This is a genomic window from Pseudoalteromonas peptidolytica (assembly GCF_012641745.1).
In the GTDB taxonomy this organism is placed as follows: Bacteria; Pseudomonadota; Gammaproteobacteria; order Enterobacterales; family Alteromonadaceae; genus Pseudoalteromonas; species Pseudoalteromonas peptidolytica.
Genome location: NZ_WEHZ01000006.1, coordinates 101,239 through 117,271 on the forward strand (window position 1 = coordinate 101,239; position 16,033 = coordinate 117,271).

At 45.2% G+C, this 16,033-nt stretch carries 12 protein-coding genes; 9 read left to right on the forward strand and 3 right to left on the reverse strand.

The annotated features are described in order from the left end of the window. The first annotated feature begins 9 nt into the window (after positions 1 to 9). The 3 genes from odhB (at position 10) to sucD (ending at position 3,715) form a co-directional block, all read left to right on the forward strand. Positions 10 to 1,503 (forward strand): 2-oxoglutarate dehydrogenase complex dihydrolipoyllysine-residue succinyltransferase, encoded by a 1,494-nt coding sequence (odhB, locus tag F9Y84_RS05745; protein WP_128731350.1) that lies wholly within the window; start codon positions 10 to 12, stop codon positions 1,501 to 1,503. Positions 1,504 to 1,676: 173 nt separating this feature from the next. Further along, positions 1,677 to 2,843: an ADP-forming succinate--CoA ligase subunit beta gene (sucC, locus tag F9Y84_RS05750; protein ID WP_010371452.1), complete on the forward strand. Its 1,167-nt coding sequence runs from the start codon at positions 1,677 to 1,679 to the stop codon at positions 2,841 to 2,843. Continuing rightward, positions 2,843 to 3,715, forward strand: coding sequence for a succinate--CoA ligase subunit alpha (gene sucD, locus F9Y84_RS05755; RefSeq protein WP_099641555.1), 873 nt, complete (start codon positions 2,843 to 2,845; stop codon positions 3,713 to 3,715). The genes sucC and sucD overlap by 1 nt, the downstream gene beginning before the upstream one ends. A gap of 224 nt (positions 3,716 to 3,939) precedes the next feature. Here the strand turns inward: sucD and F9Y84_RS05760 are convergent, their stop codons facing one another. The 3 genes from F9Y84_RS05760 to F9Y84_RS05770 form a co-directional block, all read right to left on the reverse strand. Then, positions 3,940 to 4,251: an antibiotic biosynthesis monooxygenase family protein gene (locus F9Y84_RS05760; protein WP_125252750.1), complete on the reverse strand. Its 312-nt coding sequence runs from the start codon at positions 4,249 to 4,251 to the stop codon at positions 3,940 to 3,942. Positions 4,252 to 4,366: 115 nt separating this feature from the next. Beyond that, positions 4,367 to 5,578, reverse strand: a complete 1,212-nt coding sequence (locus F9Y84_RS05765) for a M24 family metallopeptidase (protein WP_147389637.1) — start codon at positions 5,576 to 5,578, stop codon at positions 4,367 to 4,369. Positions 5,579 to 5,594: 16 nt separating this feature from the next. Beyond that, positions 5,595 to 6,830 carry an NAD(P)/FAD-dependent oxidoreductase gene (locus F9Y84_RS05770; protein ID WP_147389636.1) on the reverse strand — a complete coding sequence of 412 codons (1,236 nt, stop codon included), beginning with the start codon at positions 6,828 to 6,830 and terminating at the stop codon, positions 5,595 to 5,597. A 226-nt stretch (positions 6,831 to 7,056) separates the two neighbouring features. On the opposite strand from F9Y84_RS05770, the gene F9Y84_RS05775 reads away from it, so the two are divergent. The 6 genes from F9Y84_RS05775 (at position 7,057) to F9Y84_RS05800 (ending at position 16,023) form a co-directional block, all read left to right on the forward strand. Continuing rightward, positions 7,057 to 7,971, forward strand: coding sequence for a dihydrodipicolinate synthase family protein (locus tag F9Y84_RS05775; protein ID WP_147389635.1), 915 nt, complete (start codon positions 7,057 to 7,059; stop codon positions 7,969 to 7,971). Positions 7,972 to 7,975: 4 nt separating this feature from the next. Then, positions 7,976 to 8,977 carry a 4-hydroxyproline epimerase gene (locus F9Y84_RS05780; protein WP_125252754.1) on the forward strand — a complete coding sequence of 334 codons (1,002 nt, stop codon included), beginning with the start codon at positions 7,976 to 7,978 and terminating at the stop codon, positions 8,975 to 8,977. A 32-nt stretch (positions 8,978 to 9,009) separates the two neighbouring features. After that, the gene (locus F9Y84_RS05785; protein ID WP_147389634.1) at positions 9,010 to 10,506 is read left to right on the forward strand and encodes an aldehyde dehydrogenase (NADP(+)); all 1,497 of its coding nucleotides are present in this window, start codon (positions 9,010 to 9,012) and stop codon (positions 10,504 to 10,506) included. Between the two features lie 629 nt (positions 10,507 to 11,135). Continuing rightward, positions 11,136 to 11,801: a GntR family transcriptional regulator gene (locus F9Y84_RS05790; RefSeq protein WP_128731358.1), complete on the forward strand. Its 666-nt coding sequence runs from the start codon at positions 11,136 to 11,138 to the stop codon at positions 11,799 to 11,801. A 222-nt stretch (positions 11,802 to 12,023) separates the two neighbouring features. Beyond that, positions 12,024 to 13,919 (forward strand): propionyl-CoA synthetase, encoded by a 1,896-nt coding sequence (locus F9Y84_RS05795; RefSeq protein WP_147389632.1) that lies wholly within the window; start codon positions 12,024 to 12,026, stop codon positions 13,917 to 13,919. Between the two features lie 835 nt (positions 13,920 to 14,754). Next, on the forward strand, positions 14,755 to 16,023 hold the full coding sequence (locus F9Y84_RS05800) for an efflux RND transporter periplasmic adaptor subunit (protein ID WP_128731360.1): 1,269 nt from the start codon (positions 14,755 to 14,757) through the stop codon (positions 16,021 to 16,023). The last annotated feature ends 10 nt before the right edge of the window (positions 16,024 to 16,033 follow it).

Below are 16,033 nucleotides of genomic sequence, written 5' to 3' on the forward strand. Positions count from 1 at the left end.
GAATAAGAGATGACAACCGAAATTAAGGTTCCTGTTCTTCCTGAGTCTGTTGCTGATGCAACGGTTGCTACATGGCATGTAAGCGTTGGCGATAAAGTGACTCGTGATCAAAACTTAGTTGACATCGAAACAGATAAAGTCGTTTTAGAAGTCGTAGCACCTGAAGATGGTGTTATCGTTGCAATTTCAGAAGAAGAAGGCGCAACCGTTCTTGGCGAACAGGTTATTGCACAATTAGGTGCTGCTGATGAAGCAGCAGCGCCTGCACAATCAAATGAAAAAACAGCAGCGCCTCAGTCGGCGCCAGCATCAGAAGGTAAAGAAGTGGACATTAAAGTACCTGTACTTCCTGAGTCAGTAGCAGATGCTACTATCGCAACTTGGCACGTTCAACCAGGTGAAGCGGTTAGCCGCGACCAAAACTTAGTTGATATTGAAACAGATAAAGTGGTTCTTGAAGTTGTTGCACCTGAAGACGGTGTGATGGGTGAACATATTCACGCTGAAGGCGATACCGTACTTGCTGAACAAGTGATCGGTAAAATTGTAGCCGGTGGCGCACCAGCGGCAGCATCTAGCGAGAAAAAAGAAGAAGCACCAGCAGCATCTTCTGACGAAAACTCAGATGTACTAACACCATCTGTTCGTCGCCTTATCGCAGAAAAAGGCCTTGACGCTTCTAAGATCAAAGGTTCTGGCAAAGGCGGTCGTATCACAAAAGAAGACGTTGACGCCTTCCTTAAAGCGCCAGCAAAAGCAGAGTCTAAGCCAGCTGCATCAGCACCTGCTGCCCCTGTTGGCGAGCGTACACAAAAACGTGTACCGATGACACGTCTTCGTAAGACAATTGCTAACCGTCTACTAGAAGCGAAAAACTCAACAGCAATGTTGACAACGTTTAACGAAGTAAACATGAAACCAATCATGGATCTTCGTAAACAATACCAAGAAGTGTTTGAGAAGCGTCACGGTATCCGTTTAGGTTTCATGTCTTTCTACGTGAAAGCGGTAACTGAAGCACTGAAACGTTTCCCTGAAGTGAACGCATCTATCGACGGTGATGATATCGTTTACCACAACTACTTCGATATCAGTATCGCGGTATCTACGCCTCGTGGTCTAGTTACACCAGTACTACGTGACTGCGATAAGCTATCAGTTGCTGAAATCGAAAAGAACATTCGCGAACTGGCTATCAAAGGTCGTGACGGAAAACTAACAGTTGATGATATGACTGGCGGTAACTTCACAATCACCAACGGTGGTGTGTTTGGTTCACTACTTTCTACACCTATCATCAACTTACCACAGTCTTCAATCTTGGGTATGCACAAAATCCAAGAGCGTCCTATGGCAGTAAATGGTAAGGTTGAAATCTTACCTATGATGTACCTAGCGCTTTCTTATGACCACCGTCAAATCGATGGTAAAGAGTCAGTTGGCTTCCTAGTGACAATTAAAGAGTTGCTTGAAGATCCAACACGTCTACTGCTAGACGTATAATATTTGTTTAAAGAATAAGCTGTATGCTCGCATACAGCTTTTTTTTTGCGCCTTTGGTCTAAGTGGGGTTTTCATCAGAAGCCTTGGGATCTATACTATGTGCGCAATTTGGGATAGCTGACTATTTGCATAAATATTCAGCTTTTTTAGTATAAAAAATTGGATAAAGCATCATGAATTTGCATGAGTATCAGGCAAAACAACTTTTTGCCGAATATGGTTTACCTGTATCAGAAGGCTTTGCTTGTGATACACCTCAAGAAGCAGTAGAAGCTGCTGGTAAAATCGGTGGAGACAAGTGGGTTGTTAAGTGTCAAGTACACGCAGGCGGCCGTGGTAAAGCTGGCGGTGTTAAACTTGCAGACAGCAAAGACGAAATCCGCGCATTCGCTGAAAACTGGTTAGGTAAAAACCTAGTTACTTACCAAACAGACGAGAAAGGTCAGCCAGTTGCTAAAATCTTAGTAGAAAGCTGCACTGATATTGCAAATGAACTATACCTAGGTGCTGTTGTTGACCGTGGCTCACGTAAGATCGTGTTCATGGCATCAACCGAAGGTGGTGTAGAAATTGAACAAGTTGCAGAAGAAACGCCTGAACTAATTCATAAAGCTGAGATTGACCCACTTGTAGGTCCTCAAGCTTATCAAGGTCGTGAGCTAGCGTTCAAACTAGGTTTGAACCCAACTCAAGTTAAGCAGTTCACTAAGATCTTTATGGGTCTAGCGCAAATGTTTATCAACCACGACTTTGCACTTCTAGAGATCAACCCTCTAGTAATCACAGACGCTGGTAACCTACACTGCCTAGACGGCAAAATTGGTGTTGACGGTAACGCGTTATTCCGCCAGCCTAAAATCCGTGAGTTCCACGATCCTTCACAAGAAGACGCACGTGAAGCACACGCGGCAAGCTTTGAGCTTAACTACGTTGCACTAGACGGTAACGTTGGTTGTATGGTTAACGGTGCAGGCCTTGCGATGGGTACTATGGACATCGTAAACCTACACGGCGGTAAGCCAGCTAACTTCCTAGATGTTGGTGGTGGCGCGACTAAAGAGCGTGTATCTGAAGCGTTTAAGATCATCCTTTCTGATGACAATGTTAAAGCAGTACTAGTAAACATCTTCGGTGGTATCGTACGTTGTGACATGATCGCTGAAGGTATCATTGGTGCGGTTAAAGAAGTTGGCGTAAACGTACCAGTAGTTGTACGTCTAGAAGGTACTAACGCTGAAGCTGGTCGTGAAGTACTAGCTAACTCAGGCCTTGACATCATTGCAGCTGAGTCACTAACTGACGCTGCTGAGAAAGTAGTTGCTGCTGCGGAGGGCAAATAATGTCTGTACTAATTAACAAAGATACTAAAGTAATCTGTCAAGGTTTCACTGGTGGTCAGGGTACTTTCCACTCTGAGCAAGCTATCCAGTACGGTACGCAAATGGTTGGTGGTGTTTCTCCTGGTAAAGGCGGTACAACTCACCTAGGTCTACCTGTATTTAACACAGTACGTGAGGCGGTAGAGTCAACTGGTGCAACTGCATCTGTTATCTACGTACCAGCTGCTTTCTGTAAAGACGCTATCCTTGAAGCGATCGACGCAGGTATCGAGCTAATCGTATGTATCACTGAAGGCATCCCTACGCTAGATATGGTTGATGTTAAAGTGAAGCTAGAAGAAACTGGCGTTCGCATGATTGGTCCTAACTGCCCAGGTGTTATCACTCCGGGTGAAACTAAGATTGGTATCATGCCTGGCCACATCCACATGCCTGGTAAAGTAGGTATCGTGTCACGTTCTGGTACTTTGACTTATGAAGCAGTTAAGCAAACTACTGACGCTGGCTTCGGTCAATCTACTTGTGTTGGTATCGGTGGCGATCCAATTCCAGGTACTAACTTCATCGACGTACTTGAGATGTTCCAAAACGATCCGCAAACTGAAGCTATCGTGATGATCGGTGAGATCGGCGGTACAGCTGAAGAAGAAGCGGCTGAGTACATCAAGCACAACGTAACTAAGCCAGTAGTTTCTTACATTGCTGGTGTTACAGCGCCTCCAGGTAAGCGTATGGGTCACGCTGGTGCAATTATCGCAGGTGGTAAAGGCACAGCTGACGAGAAATTCGCAGCACTTGAAGCTGCGGGTGTTAAGACCGTTCGCTCTCTTGCAGAAATCGGTTCTGCACTAAAAGAGAAAGCGGGTTGGTAAGTTAATACCATCGTTTTAAAAAGGCTCCTTATGGAGCCTTTTTTTGATCTCGATGATGGCTTATATTACTAATTCGCTCAATTAAGTGAACTCCATGTAGGCAAGGTATTAATTACCCGGAGCTGAGGTTATTTGGTTGCTGTAAATAAGCAATTTTTAACGCTGTTTGCGTCAGGTTCACGCCTTAAAATTGAGCATGTATCAAGCTCATCGTTACTGTGCCGTTACAAGCTGTATTCTCTTTCCACTTTAGCGATACGGGTGGTATAGCTTTGATACCATTTATTATTACCGCTTTTTTGCGCTTCAATGTGCTCAGCATTCGCTTTCCATGCTTTGATTGACTCCAGGTCTCGCCAATAAGAAACCGTGATCCCAATTTCTTCACGCGCTGATTCTAATCCTAAAAATCCGCGTTGAAGCATAGCAAGCTCGACCATTCTCGACGCGGTTTGGGCGTAGCCCTCGTCGTCTTCATTTTTTATATTGGTAAAAATTACGGCGTAATAGGGTGGCGGTGGAGTCGTTGCTATCATAAGTTGTGGCGCAGTAAATTGTAGGTGTGAAGTTTATACCAATTAAGCTGTGCTCAAATCAATCATGATAAATAATGAGTTACTCATCAGAACAACTCATCATTTATTGCTAATGCTATTCGACCCCAAAAGGGTTGTCTATGCTGTGGGCAGGTTCAGTAAACCAACGTGGGCCATCGTCGGTCATATAGAAATGGTCTTCCAAGCGAATGCCAAATTCGTCAGGAATAACCAGCATAGGCTCATTTGAAAAGCACATTCCAGCGGCAAGCGGCTCTGGGTTGTCTTTGACTAAATAAGGCCATTCATGGATATCTAAGCCGATACCATGTCCAGTGCGATGTGGGCAACCAGGTAGTTGATAGTCAGGACCCAACCCATTGCTGGCAATATATTCTCTTGCGGCCTTATCAACAGCGCCGCAGCTCGCACCAATTTTGGCTGCGCTAAATGCTGCAAGTTGTGCTTGCTTCTCGATTTGCCAAACGGATTTTTGTTTTTCACTGGGGTCGCCAAAAACATAAGTACGGGTGATATCACTAAGATAGCCGTGTAACTTACAGCCAGTGTCGACGAGAACCACATCGCCTTTTTTCAACGTTTGCGGATTTTTCACGCCATGTGGGAATGAGGACGCGACACCGAATAACACAATACAAAAATAATTGCCCGGTGCGCCCACTTTTTTGTGCGCTTCATTAACAAAGGCTTCCACTTCGGTTGTGGTGATCCCTTCATACAGCATAGATGCCGTCGCTTTATGTACGGCAAGTGTCATGTCCATTGCGCGTTGAATAAGGGCAATTTCATTTGCCGATTTATGCATTCTGCAATGTGCGGTTACTGCCTTTGCATTAATAAGCGAAAGCTCTGGAGCCGCGAGTCTGATCCCATCAGCAACAAAAAACGCAGTGCTTTCGTCAATGGCGAGTGTACCTGTGCTATCAATATTGAGTGTGTTAAGTACGTTTGCGACAAGCTCGTAAGGAGATTCTTCTTCTTGCCAAGCATGGATAGGGCCTTCAATCAGCCAATAATCTTTAATAGAACCAATTTCAAAAAATGGGACGATAAACTGGACTTGTCCGGTGGCGGGTAAAATAGCACCGACCAAACGTTCACTGGCGTACCATTGTAAACCGGTAAAGTACTTTAAATTTGTACCTGCATTTAAATAGAGTGCATCAATGTTGTTTTGCTGCATATAGTGTTGAGCTTTTTCTATTCTTGCTAAATACTCGCTTTCGCCAATCGGTGCTACGCTTTTGGTCATATCTTCTAAGTTATCTAGCGCTTGCTGCGCACTTTGGTATGCAATACCTTTCATTTTTTGTGCTCCTTGTTTAATTAAATCGAGCAATACTAAAAGGAGTAAGATCGATGTCGTTGGGCTTGTTGTCAATAAGATCTGCGATACATTCACTTGAAATTGCGGCTTGGGTCAGTCCTAGGTGTTGATGACCTAGTGCAAAATAAAGGTTGTGATGATTAGGCGCTTGTCCGATGACGGGTAAATAATCTGGGAGTGAAGGGCGGAAACCAACCCACAAGTTATCATTTTCCTGTGGCAGCGATGAGTTTAACAGTATGCGTGCATGATGTAATAACGCGTGAGCACGGCTGTAGTTGGGTTTACTCTCCAGTGTGGCAAATTCTACTGTACCGGCAAGTCTTAACCCTGTTGTCATTGGCGTCATAATGAACCCTCGTTCACTTGATGCGACGGGTCTGGTAAGCGTGTTATTCACTGCCAACATATTGTGATAACCACGCTCGGCAATCATGGGCAGTGAGTAACCTAAAGACGCACAGAGCGTTTTACTTGCAGCACCTGTTGCCACGACTACTTTGTTAAAGGTTATCTTGTGGCTTTTGGAGTGAAGTGTATAGCCATGCCCTGTGTGGGTAATATTATCGATTGAGCCTTGCTTGAACGTACCGCCTAGCTGCATAAACTGCTCATATAACGTCAAACAGAGGGCGTAGGGATCTGTGCTATGCGCGACTTTATCAAAATACAGTGCTGAGGTAATAGTATTTGATAGGCTCGGCTCCATTTCTCGGGCTTGATCACCGGTAAGTAAGCTCACTGAAATGTCCTGCTCGGCGTATTTGTGATAGCTTTGACGCGCTACGCTTTCGTCACCTTCAAATACCAGTAAACTGCCGTTGCTAGATATAAGTGTATGATACTTATCACCAAGCAAACGTTGATATGCGGGGAGTGCGCGTTCATTTAAACTTCTAAGTGCGATTGTACCTTTATGGAAGCAGCTACTTTTCATTTGCTTTAAGAATCGTACAAACCAAGGAATATTTTTGAGCAAAGAAGTAGTCTCAATTCGCAAAGGCCCAAGCGGATTGACTAACATGCTAGGCACCTTTGTGAGTATATCTGCATCTGCCATGGGAAATATTTGCTCTGTGGCAAAATGCCCCGCGTTGCCCATAGAGCAACCCTCTGCGGGTTGGTTTTTATCGATCAAGGTAACAGCGTGGCCTCGTCGAGTTAATTGCAGCGCTGTGGTGATCCCAATAATCCCAGCACCTATTACTGCAATGTTATTATTATTTTCCACGATTTACCTCACCATCTTAAATTGTATTTCTACATAGCCATCAATCAGGCCTCGTTTAAATACCAAGAAGAAAAATTTATTACATATAAATCATAAGACTACAGAGAGTTAAGCCAATCATTTGAGTGGATGGCTAAAAAATCTCAAGTTGAATATTGATTATTGTATACAATATACCTATGATGGCAAGCACAATAACTAAACAACTTAATGAAAGGCGAGAACCATGAAGGTAAATTGGCAGGGTGTATATCCAGCGGTAACCACTCAATTCCATGATGATGAAAGCATCAACTTTGATACCACAAAAGCGATGATAGATAACCTGATTAACGAAGGGGTTCATGGCATCATAGTATTAGGCACCGTAGGTGAAAATTGCTCACTCACGGCTGACGAGAAACGCCAAGTCTTAAAAGCTGCAACAGAAGTGGTAGGTGATAGAGTGCCACTACTTAGTGGTGTGGCTGAGACCACAACAGCACTGGCTATTGAGTTTGCCAAGGATGCAGAAGCGCTTGGCATAGATGGGCTGATGGTATTGCCGGGAATGGTCTACCGTTCAACCGAGCGTGAAGCTATTCATCATTACCAACAGGTGGCGCGCAGCACCGCGTTACCTATTATGATTTACAACAATCCAGTGACCTATGGTGTCGACGTGTCAATCGAAGGCATGAAAACCTTAGCTGAAGAGTCCAATATTGTTTCTGTAAAAGAAGCAACGGAAGATACCCGTCGTATTAGCGAGCTGTTTAGCGCATTTGGCGATCGCTACGTGGTATTTGGTGGTGTTGATGACATCGCACTGGAAAGCCTGATGCTTGGTGCAACGGGTTGGATCTCGGGATTGACTAATGTATTCCCACGCGAGTCAGTGGCTATTTATAGGCTTGCTGAGCAAGGTCGTTTTGAGGAAGCGCGCGCTCTGTGGCGTTGGTTTTTACCTTTGTTACGCTTAGATACAATCCCAACACTGGTGCAGTGCATTAAATATGCCGAGCAGCTAGCTGGACGAGGTAGTGAAGTAACTCGCTCGCCAAGATTACCTCTTACTCAAGAAGAAAAAGCCTATGTAAGTCGCTTGTTCGATGAAGCAATGGCAAATCGAATTGACTTAAGCCAATTTAACTTGGACTAAGCGTATGATTTTGGGCACCTATTATTGTATTGATGGCCATACCTGTGGCAACCCTGTGCGCTTGGTCACAAGCGGTCATCCAACGCTTTTGGGTGAGAGCATGAGTGAAAAGCGCCAACATTTTTTACGTGACTACGATTGGATAAGGCGCGCACTGATGTTTGAGCCCAGAGGCCATGACATGATGTCGGGTGCCTTTTTATATCCACCGACCACTGCTGATGGGGATGTGGCAATCCTATTTATCGAAACCTCTGGGTGTCTGCCGATGTGCGGACATGGCACTATCGGGACAGTCACTTTTGGCCTTGAAAGCGGCCTTATTACTCCAAAAGAACAGGGTGTACTCAAACTTGATACTCCAGCGGGGCGCGTGAATGCCTATTATGAAATGAATGCAGGTAAAGTGACTTGGGTAAGGCTCTATAATGTACCGGCATTTTTGGCGTATCAAGCGGTGCCTGTCCACGTTGATGGGCTAGGAGAGCTTACTGTTGATATCGCTTACGGCGGTAACTTTTACATAATTGTTGAGCCTCAAAGTCTATTTGCTGGCGTGGATCAAAGTTGCGCCGCTGAATTACTGGCATGGAGCCCTAAAGTGCGCGCGGCAGTTAATGCGCAAATAAACCCTATCCACCCTGAAGACTCTACCGTGTGCGGTGCCTCCCATGTGTTATGGACAGGCAAGCCACAGCATTCAGATAGTCATGCAGCAAACGCGGTATTTTATGGCGATAAAGCACTTGATAGGTCACCTTGTGGCACAGGCACAAGTGCAAGAATGGCGCAGCTATATGCAAAGGGGCTGCTAAAAGAGGGTGATACCTTTGTTCACGAGAGCATCATAGGCAGTCAATTTATCGGTAAGGTCGAAGGCACAACTGAGGTCGCGGGAAAAGTGGCTATTCAACCAAGTATTCAAGGTTGGGCACGTCAAACGGGGAGTAACTGCATTACAGTAGATGACGAAGATCCTTACGCATTTGGTTTTCAGGTGCTCTAGCCATTAAGACTGAAAGAAAACAGGAGCTAACAATGAATTTATCAGGAAAGAGCTACATTAACGGTGCGTGGCAAGCTGCGCAAAATGCAACAACATTTTATGCGTTTTGTCCTGCAACCAATGAATCGTTAACGCAAGCATTTTTTAACGCCAGTGAAGCACAAGTAGAGGAAGCCGTTAATGCAGCAGAGCAGGCTTTTAAGGCTTATCGTAAAACGTCGATGACTGCTCGTGCAGAGTTTCTAGAGACCATAGCACAAGAAATTCTCGCCTTAGGTGATGAACTAATAACTACCACGATGGCTGAAACTAACCTGCCACGAGCAAGGCTTGAGGGCGAGCGTGGCCGCACGGTCAACCAATTAAACGCATTTGCCGCAGCGCTGAGAGATAACCTAGCAGAGCTCAGTTTAGATAAAGAAGAGCAAGCGGACCCAAATCGCACTCCGCTGCCTAAGCCAAAAACACAGCTTAAGCATATTCCAATTGGCACTGTTGCGGTGTTTGGTGCGTCAAACTTCCCGTATGCCTTTTCTACGCTCGGAGGCGATACCGCAGCTGCGTTAGCCGCTGGCTGCCCTGTGGTATATAAAGGTCACCCAGCACATCCGGCAACGTGTGAGCTAATGACTAAGGCCATCGCCACAGCAATAAGTAAGTGTGATATGCCAAGCAGGGTGTTTTCAATGCTGCAAGCCAAAGTGTATGATGTCGCGCATTGGTTGGTGGAAGCTAAGCCTATCAAAGCGGTTGGGTTTACAGGCTCCTTTGGTGTTGCAAAAGCATTGCAAGACACCATCGCGAAGCGCCATGAACCTATTCCGCTTTACGCTGAGCTTGGCAGCGTGAACCCGCAAATTGTTTTACCTGAAAAAGTTCAGGCACAAGGCGCAGAGCTTGGTGCACAATTTGTCCAGTCTTTACTTATGGGTAATGGTCAATTTTGTACTAGCCCCGGTATTTGGTTGGTGCCAAGTAGTAGTTCGCAAGCATTTATCGAGACGGCTAAGCAAAGTGTTAGTGGAGCGCCTTCTGATACCTTATTGACTCCGGGCATTTTAAAAGCTTATCAAAACAGCATCGCGGCGCTAAAAGCACACCCTCAAGTAACGTTGTTGAGCGCTGGTGAGCAAGCACAGCCGTTTCACGCCAGCGCTCACTTGTTCCTGACGGATAGCGAAAGCTTTGCAACCGATGCAAGGCTTAAAGAAGAAGTCTTTGGGCCAAGTGCTTTAGTGGTGAGCTATGACAACTTAGCGCAGCTTGAAGACTTAATCGCAGACTTAGATGGACAGCTCACCGCCAGCATTCACGGCACTGAGTCTGACCTACATCAAGCTAAAGACATCATGGAAGCGCTACAATACCGTGTAGGTCGACTGATTTATGGGCAAATGCCAACAGGCGTTGAAGTGTGTGCCACCATGAACCATGGTGGGCCGTTTCCGTCATCAACCGATGTACGCTCAACATCGGTAGGGTTAGAAGCGCTCAAACGATTCGTAAGACCAATTTGTATACAAAGTTAAGCAAACCAAGCCCATAGTACCGCTATGGGCTTTTTACTGTATTGTACTTAAGGCGGTGTTCATGCTTATAGCGAGGTTGAGCTGTAGGTTGGTACTTAAGAGTTTTTTGCTTGAGTGGATATGTATAGAGTGATAAGTTAGCGCTTTTCATAACAATAATCGGAACAGTCATAGTATCCATGGTTTGTAAAGACACAGATAAAAAGCCTAATTCACCAATCAACTCAAATAAGCACAAGTTCAAGCTAGCGCTGGTTTTAGGGGTCATAGCGCTAGTCGGTACTGTTGTATTTTTTGTCCTGACCAGTAATTTTATTGCGGTTGACAACTGCTTAGACGCTGGGGGAAGCTTCGACTACGCACTAGAGACTTGTGTTCACTAATAAAGTCATCGTTATACGGGTCGTTCCTAATGCGATATTGCTGGGTTCGACTTAATGACGAAGAGCAAATATATTTGTTCGTTTACAGGTAACCCATAAAGCGAAACTCGGTACAATAAACATAAACCTAATTTTGCGCAGACACTGATAACTCAATACATGACCCTGTAATTAATTAAGACAAACATGCAATTTGCATTCAGATACGTTTATAATGGGTTCATAAAACAATAATTACTAAAGATTATGGCGATTGTACATAAAACTCGAACTCAATTAGTTGCTGAAGCAATTCGTGAAAAAATCCTCACTGGCGAAATCAAAGCGGGCGAGCCGCTAAGGCAAGCCGCACTGGCGGATGAGTTAAATGTCAGTCGTATCCCAGTTAGAGAAGCCCTTCTGCAACTAGAAGCTGAAGGCTTAGTTAACTTTGAAGCGCACAAAGGTGCGACAGTCACGCGTTTAAGTGCCGAACAAATTGATGAAATATTTGACTTACGCGCATTGTTAGAAGCCGAGCTATTACGTCACTCAATCGAAAAGTTAACCGCGCGCGACCTATTAGAAGCCGAAGCCATCTTAGCTGAACTTGAAGAAGCCACTGCCGCTGGTGATACACAGCTGGCAACGGGCAAACTCAACGCCGAATTTCACAGTAAACTCTACAGCAAAGCACAGCGCCCACAAACTCGCGAGTTGGTGGATGTGTACAGCAAAAACTCTGAGCGCTACGTGCGCATGCACATCCTTCTTGCCGGTGGCATTAAAACTGCGCCCGAGGAACATCGCCAGCTATTAGAGCTGTGCCGCGATAAAAATACCAAAGGGGCCTGTGACTTTTTGAAAAAGCATATCACTGGCGCAAAAGATGATATTAAAGCGCTGCTGCTAAAGCTTGAAAGCGAGCAATAGGTAAATTTGGTTGTATAAATCTCAGTGGATTTCTGAACCGTAGTCATATTTACTACCATGACTGTTGTTCAGGATGCTGTGATTACATGTATTGCACGGACATAATCATATTTAACGCCCCCAACATTGATCCACATCATCCTCGCAAGACTAAAGTCTCATCAAAACTTGGCGGCTTTTTATCTATCTTTACTCTGTTCTAGCAAAACTGAGTAACCTATTATGACAACAACAACCTATCAGCAGGCATACCACACATTTTCCCAAGACCCAGAGGCATTTTGGCTCAACGAAGCGGCACGGCTTGATTGGCATACGCCACCAAAAATCGGACATAACCAAGACCAAGAGGGGCTAAGTCATTGGTTTAGTGATGGTTTGATGAATACCAGTTATTTGGCACTTGACCATCATGTACATCAAGGCCGAGGCGAGCAAACCGCATTAATTTATGACTCGCCAGTGACGAATACCAAACGCAAAATTAGCTATGGCGAGTTGCTCTCTCAAGTGAGCCATTTTGCAGCTGGCTTAAATCAACTTGGTGTAAGTGTAGGGGATAGGGTGGTAATTTATATGCCCATGGTGCCAGAGGCTGTCGTTGCCATGCTTGCTTGTGCGCGCGTGGGTGCTATTCATTCCGTGGTGTTTGGCGGTTTTGCACCTCATGAGCTTGCGGTGAGAATAGATGATGCTAAACCAAAGCTAGTGATCAGTGCTTCTTGTGGAATTGAAATAGGTCGCACTATTGAATACAAACCTATGCTGGATGAAGCTTTGTCGTTGGCAAAGCATCAAGTGGAACATTGCATTGTGCTACAGCGTGAAGCATACCAAGCACAGATGTCTTCGCCAAGAGACCTAGATTGGACTATGGTGGCAAATACGCCAGAATCCTTTGAAGCTGTGCCTTTACCAAGTATACATCCGCTCTATATTTTATATACCTCTGGCACCACAGGTACACCCAAAGGAGTAGTGCGAGAGCAGGGGGGTCACGCTGTGGCATTAAACTATAGCATGAAAACCGTTTACGGCATGGAGCCCGGTGAAGTATTTTGGGCAGCATCCGACATTGGCTGGGTTGTGGGGCATTCTTATATTGTCTATGGGCCACTGATTTATGGTTGCACCAGCGTGTTATACGAAGGTAAACCGATTAAAACCCCGGATGCTGGGGCGTTTTGGCGAGTGGTTGAAGAATATCAAGTGGCAGCGCTCTTTAGTGCGCCCACGGCATTTCGTGCCATTAAAAAAGAAGATCCGAGCGCGGCGCTATTGGCTAACTACAACACCAGCAGTTTAAAAACCTTATTTTTGGCAGGTGAGCGACTCGACCCTGCCACCTACGACTGGTTACAGTCCAGCACAAAGCTGCCGGTAATTGACCACTGGTGGCAAACAGAAACGGGTTGGGCTATCGCATCTAATCCCGTTGGAATTGAGCTGATGCCCACAAAAGCGGGCAGTGCCACGGTTCCCATACCTGGCTATCAAGTTGAGATCCTCGATGTCGACGGCAGTACATGTGAGCCCAATCAACAAGGCGTTGTTGCAGTTAAATTGCCCCTTCCCCCAGGTTGTTTAACCACTATTTGGAATAATACGACGCGCTTTAAAGGCAGTTATTTGTCTCAATACCCCGGTTATTATCTCTCTGGTGACGGCGGCTATTTTGATGAAGGCGGCTATCTGTTTATTATGGGCCGTACCGATGACGTAATAAACGTAGCCGGACATAGACTGTCAACTGGTGAAATGGAAGAAATTGTTGCAGGCCATAATGCTATTGCAGAATGCGCCGTATTTGCCGGTAAAGATGAGTTAAAAGGCCAAGTGCCTATTGCTATGGTGGTATTAAAAGATGGTGTAAACACCACTGAAGCGGCCATTACAGAGGAAATAAGAGTCTTGATCCGAGAAAAAATCGGCGCGATTGCCTGTCTTAAAACTATTAGAGTCGTTGAGCGTTTACCCAAAACCCGTTCGGGTAAAATACTTAGAAAGAACTTACGCCAGCTGGTGGATGGAGAAGATATTATCGTACCGTCTACCATTGATGACCCAGTCATTATTGAAGAATTAAAACAGCTGTGGGGCGAGAGTCAGTACCAATAGCTTTGTATGTCAGCGGGTTACTCCAATGCCAAACATTTAATATTTAATGTGGCTGGTTTATCCCGCGATAAAATATACCTCAGGAAGGAGCGGGGTCACCCCGCGATCTTTAATACAGTTATCATTCAAATCTAATATCACGTTAAGTCATGGTCGCCTATGCTGCTGAGTTAACAGAGTGAACTTTGTTTAAAGGGTTACCGACGTTAAGTAGGATCGGGTTCACCCCGCGATCTTTTGAGTACGGTTATCGTTTTAACCTAATATCACGTTAAGTCATGGTCGCCTATGCTGCTGAGCTAACAGAGTGAACTTTGTGCTAAAGGGTTACCGACGTTAAGTAGGAGCGGGTTCACCCCGCGATCTTTTGAGTACGGTTATCGTTTTAACCTAATATCACGTTAAGTCATGGTCGCCTATGCTGCTGAGTTAACAGAGTGAACTTTGTTTAAAGGGTTACCGACGTTAAGTAGGATCGGGTTCACCCCGCGATCTTTTGAGTACGGTTATCGTTTTAACCTAATATCACGTTAAGTCATGGTCGCCTATGCTGCTGAGCTAACAGAGTGAACTTTGTGCTAAAGGGTTACCGACGTTGAGTAGGAGCGGGTTTATCCCGAGATCTTTAATACAGCTCTCTCAAAAATCCATCATCACAACAACCCAACATAACCAACCGCTGTCCGCAAACTGTCCGGTGTCCGTCCAACTTCTCTAATTTACATCGTTAAAATTAATAAAATCTATATAAAACAATAATATAAATTCTGGCACGTTACTTGTTATTAATTACTCATCATATTAGCGGACACCAACTTGTCCGCATGGAGGTAGCATGATTAAAGATACAAGTGCGCAAGACAAACAAGTCGCCAAAAAAAGAACCATAAAAAAGCCAGTTATCGCTTTACTTACCCTTGGGATCACCTTAGGTGGATTAACCAGTGCTTGGCCAAGCATTAACACGATTTTATCTGCCGAGCAGGCGGTGTCGCGGGAGCAAATACGTCTTGCCACAGTCGTAAGAGGTGATATCAGCGAAGATATTCGTGTTGAGGGGCGTACGCTCGCTGCGAATAACCCTGATTTATACGCTATTGCATCAGGCACGGTAACACTCAACGTTAAACCAGGTGATACCATAGTTGCAGGACAAATTTTACTCAGCATTGACAGTCCTGAGTTGGATAATCGTCTACTTCAAGAGGAAGCGACGTTTGAACGGCTTCAAACAGAAGTTGAGCGCCAGCGGATCTCAATCAAGCAGCAGCTACTCGATACCAAACAACGCATGGAAATGGCGAAAGTAGAACTGGAAGCCGCTGAGCGGGAAATGGCGCGATCAAAACAAAGTATCGAAAAGCAAATCATCTCAAAGCTAGAGCTTGAGCAGTCCATGGTCGAGCTAAAGCGCGCACAATTGCAAGAGCAGCATGCCATTGAGTCTTTAAAACTGGAGCAAGAGCGGCTCGCGTTTGAGCTCAAAAGTAGCGAACTCAGTCTAACTCGACAACAACATATTCTAGAAGAAGTGCAGCGTCAGGTTGCTGCACTTAATATTGTTTCGCCGCTGTCGGGGATTGTTGGTACGGTACATGTGCAGCAAAAACAGTTCGTGCAGCAAGATGCGGCGCTCATATCATTGGTTGACCTTTCAGAGCTTGAAGTGGAAGCACAAATTCCTGAAATTTATGCAGAAAACCTAGGTGCAGGCATGGCCGCTGAGGTATTCATTAATCAATATCAATACAGCGCTAAGCTAGTTGCAATTTCCCCTGAAATTGAAGCTGGCCGCGTGAGTGCACGGGTGCGATTTGACGAGCAGCCAAGTGGTCTTCGTCAAAATCAAAAGGTATCAACCAGAATTATTCTGTCGCAAAAGCAAGACGTACTCAAAGTAAAAAGAGGTGCATTTGTTGAAACAGGCGCTGGGCGTTTTACATACACAGTTGTCGGTGAGCAGGCAGATCAAACATCCATTCAGCTTGGTGTCAAAAGTATTTCTGAAGTTGAGGTTATCGATGGCTTGAGTGAGGGGCAAGAAATCGTGATCTCAAGTTTAGAGCCGTTCAATAACAAAGCGCGAGTGTTACTCGGTAAGTAAGTCAGCCGCG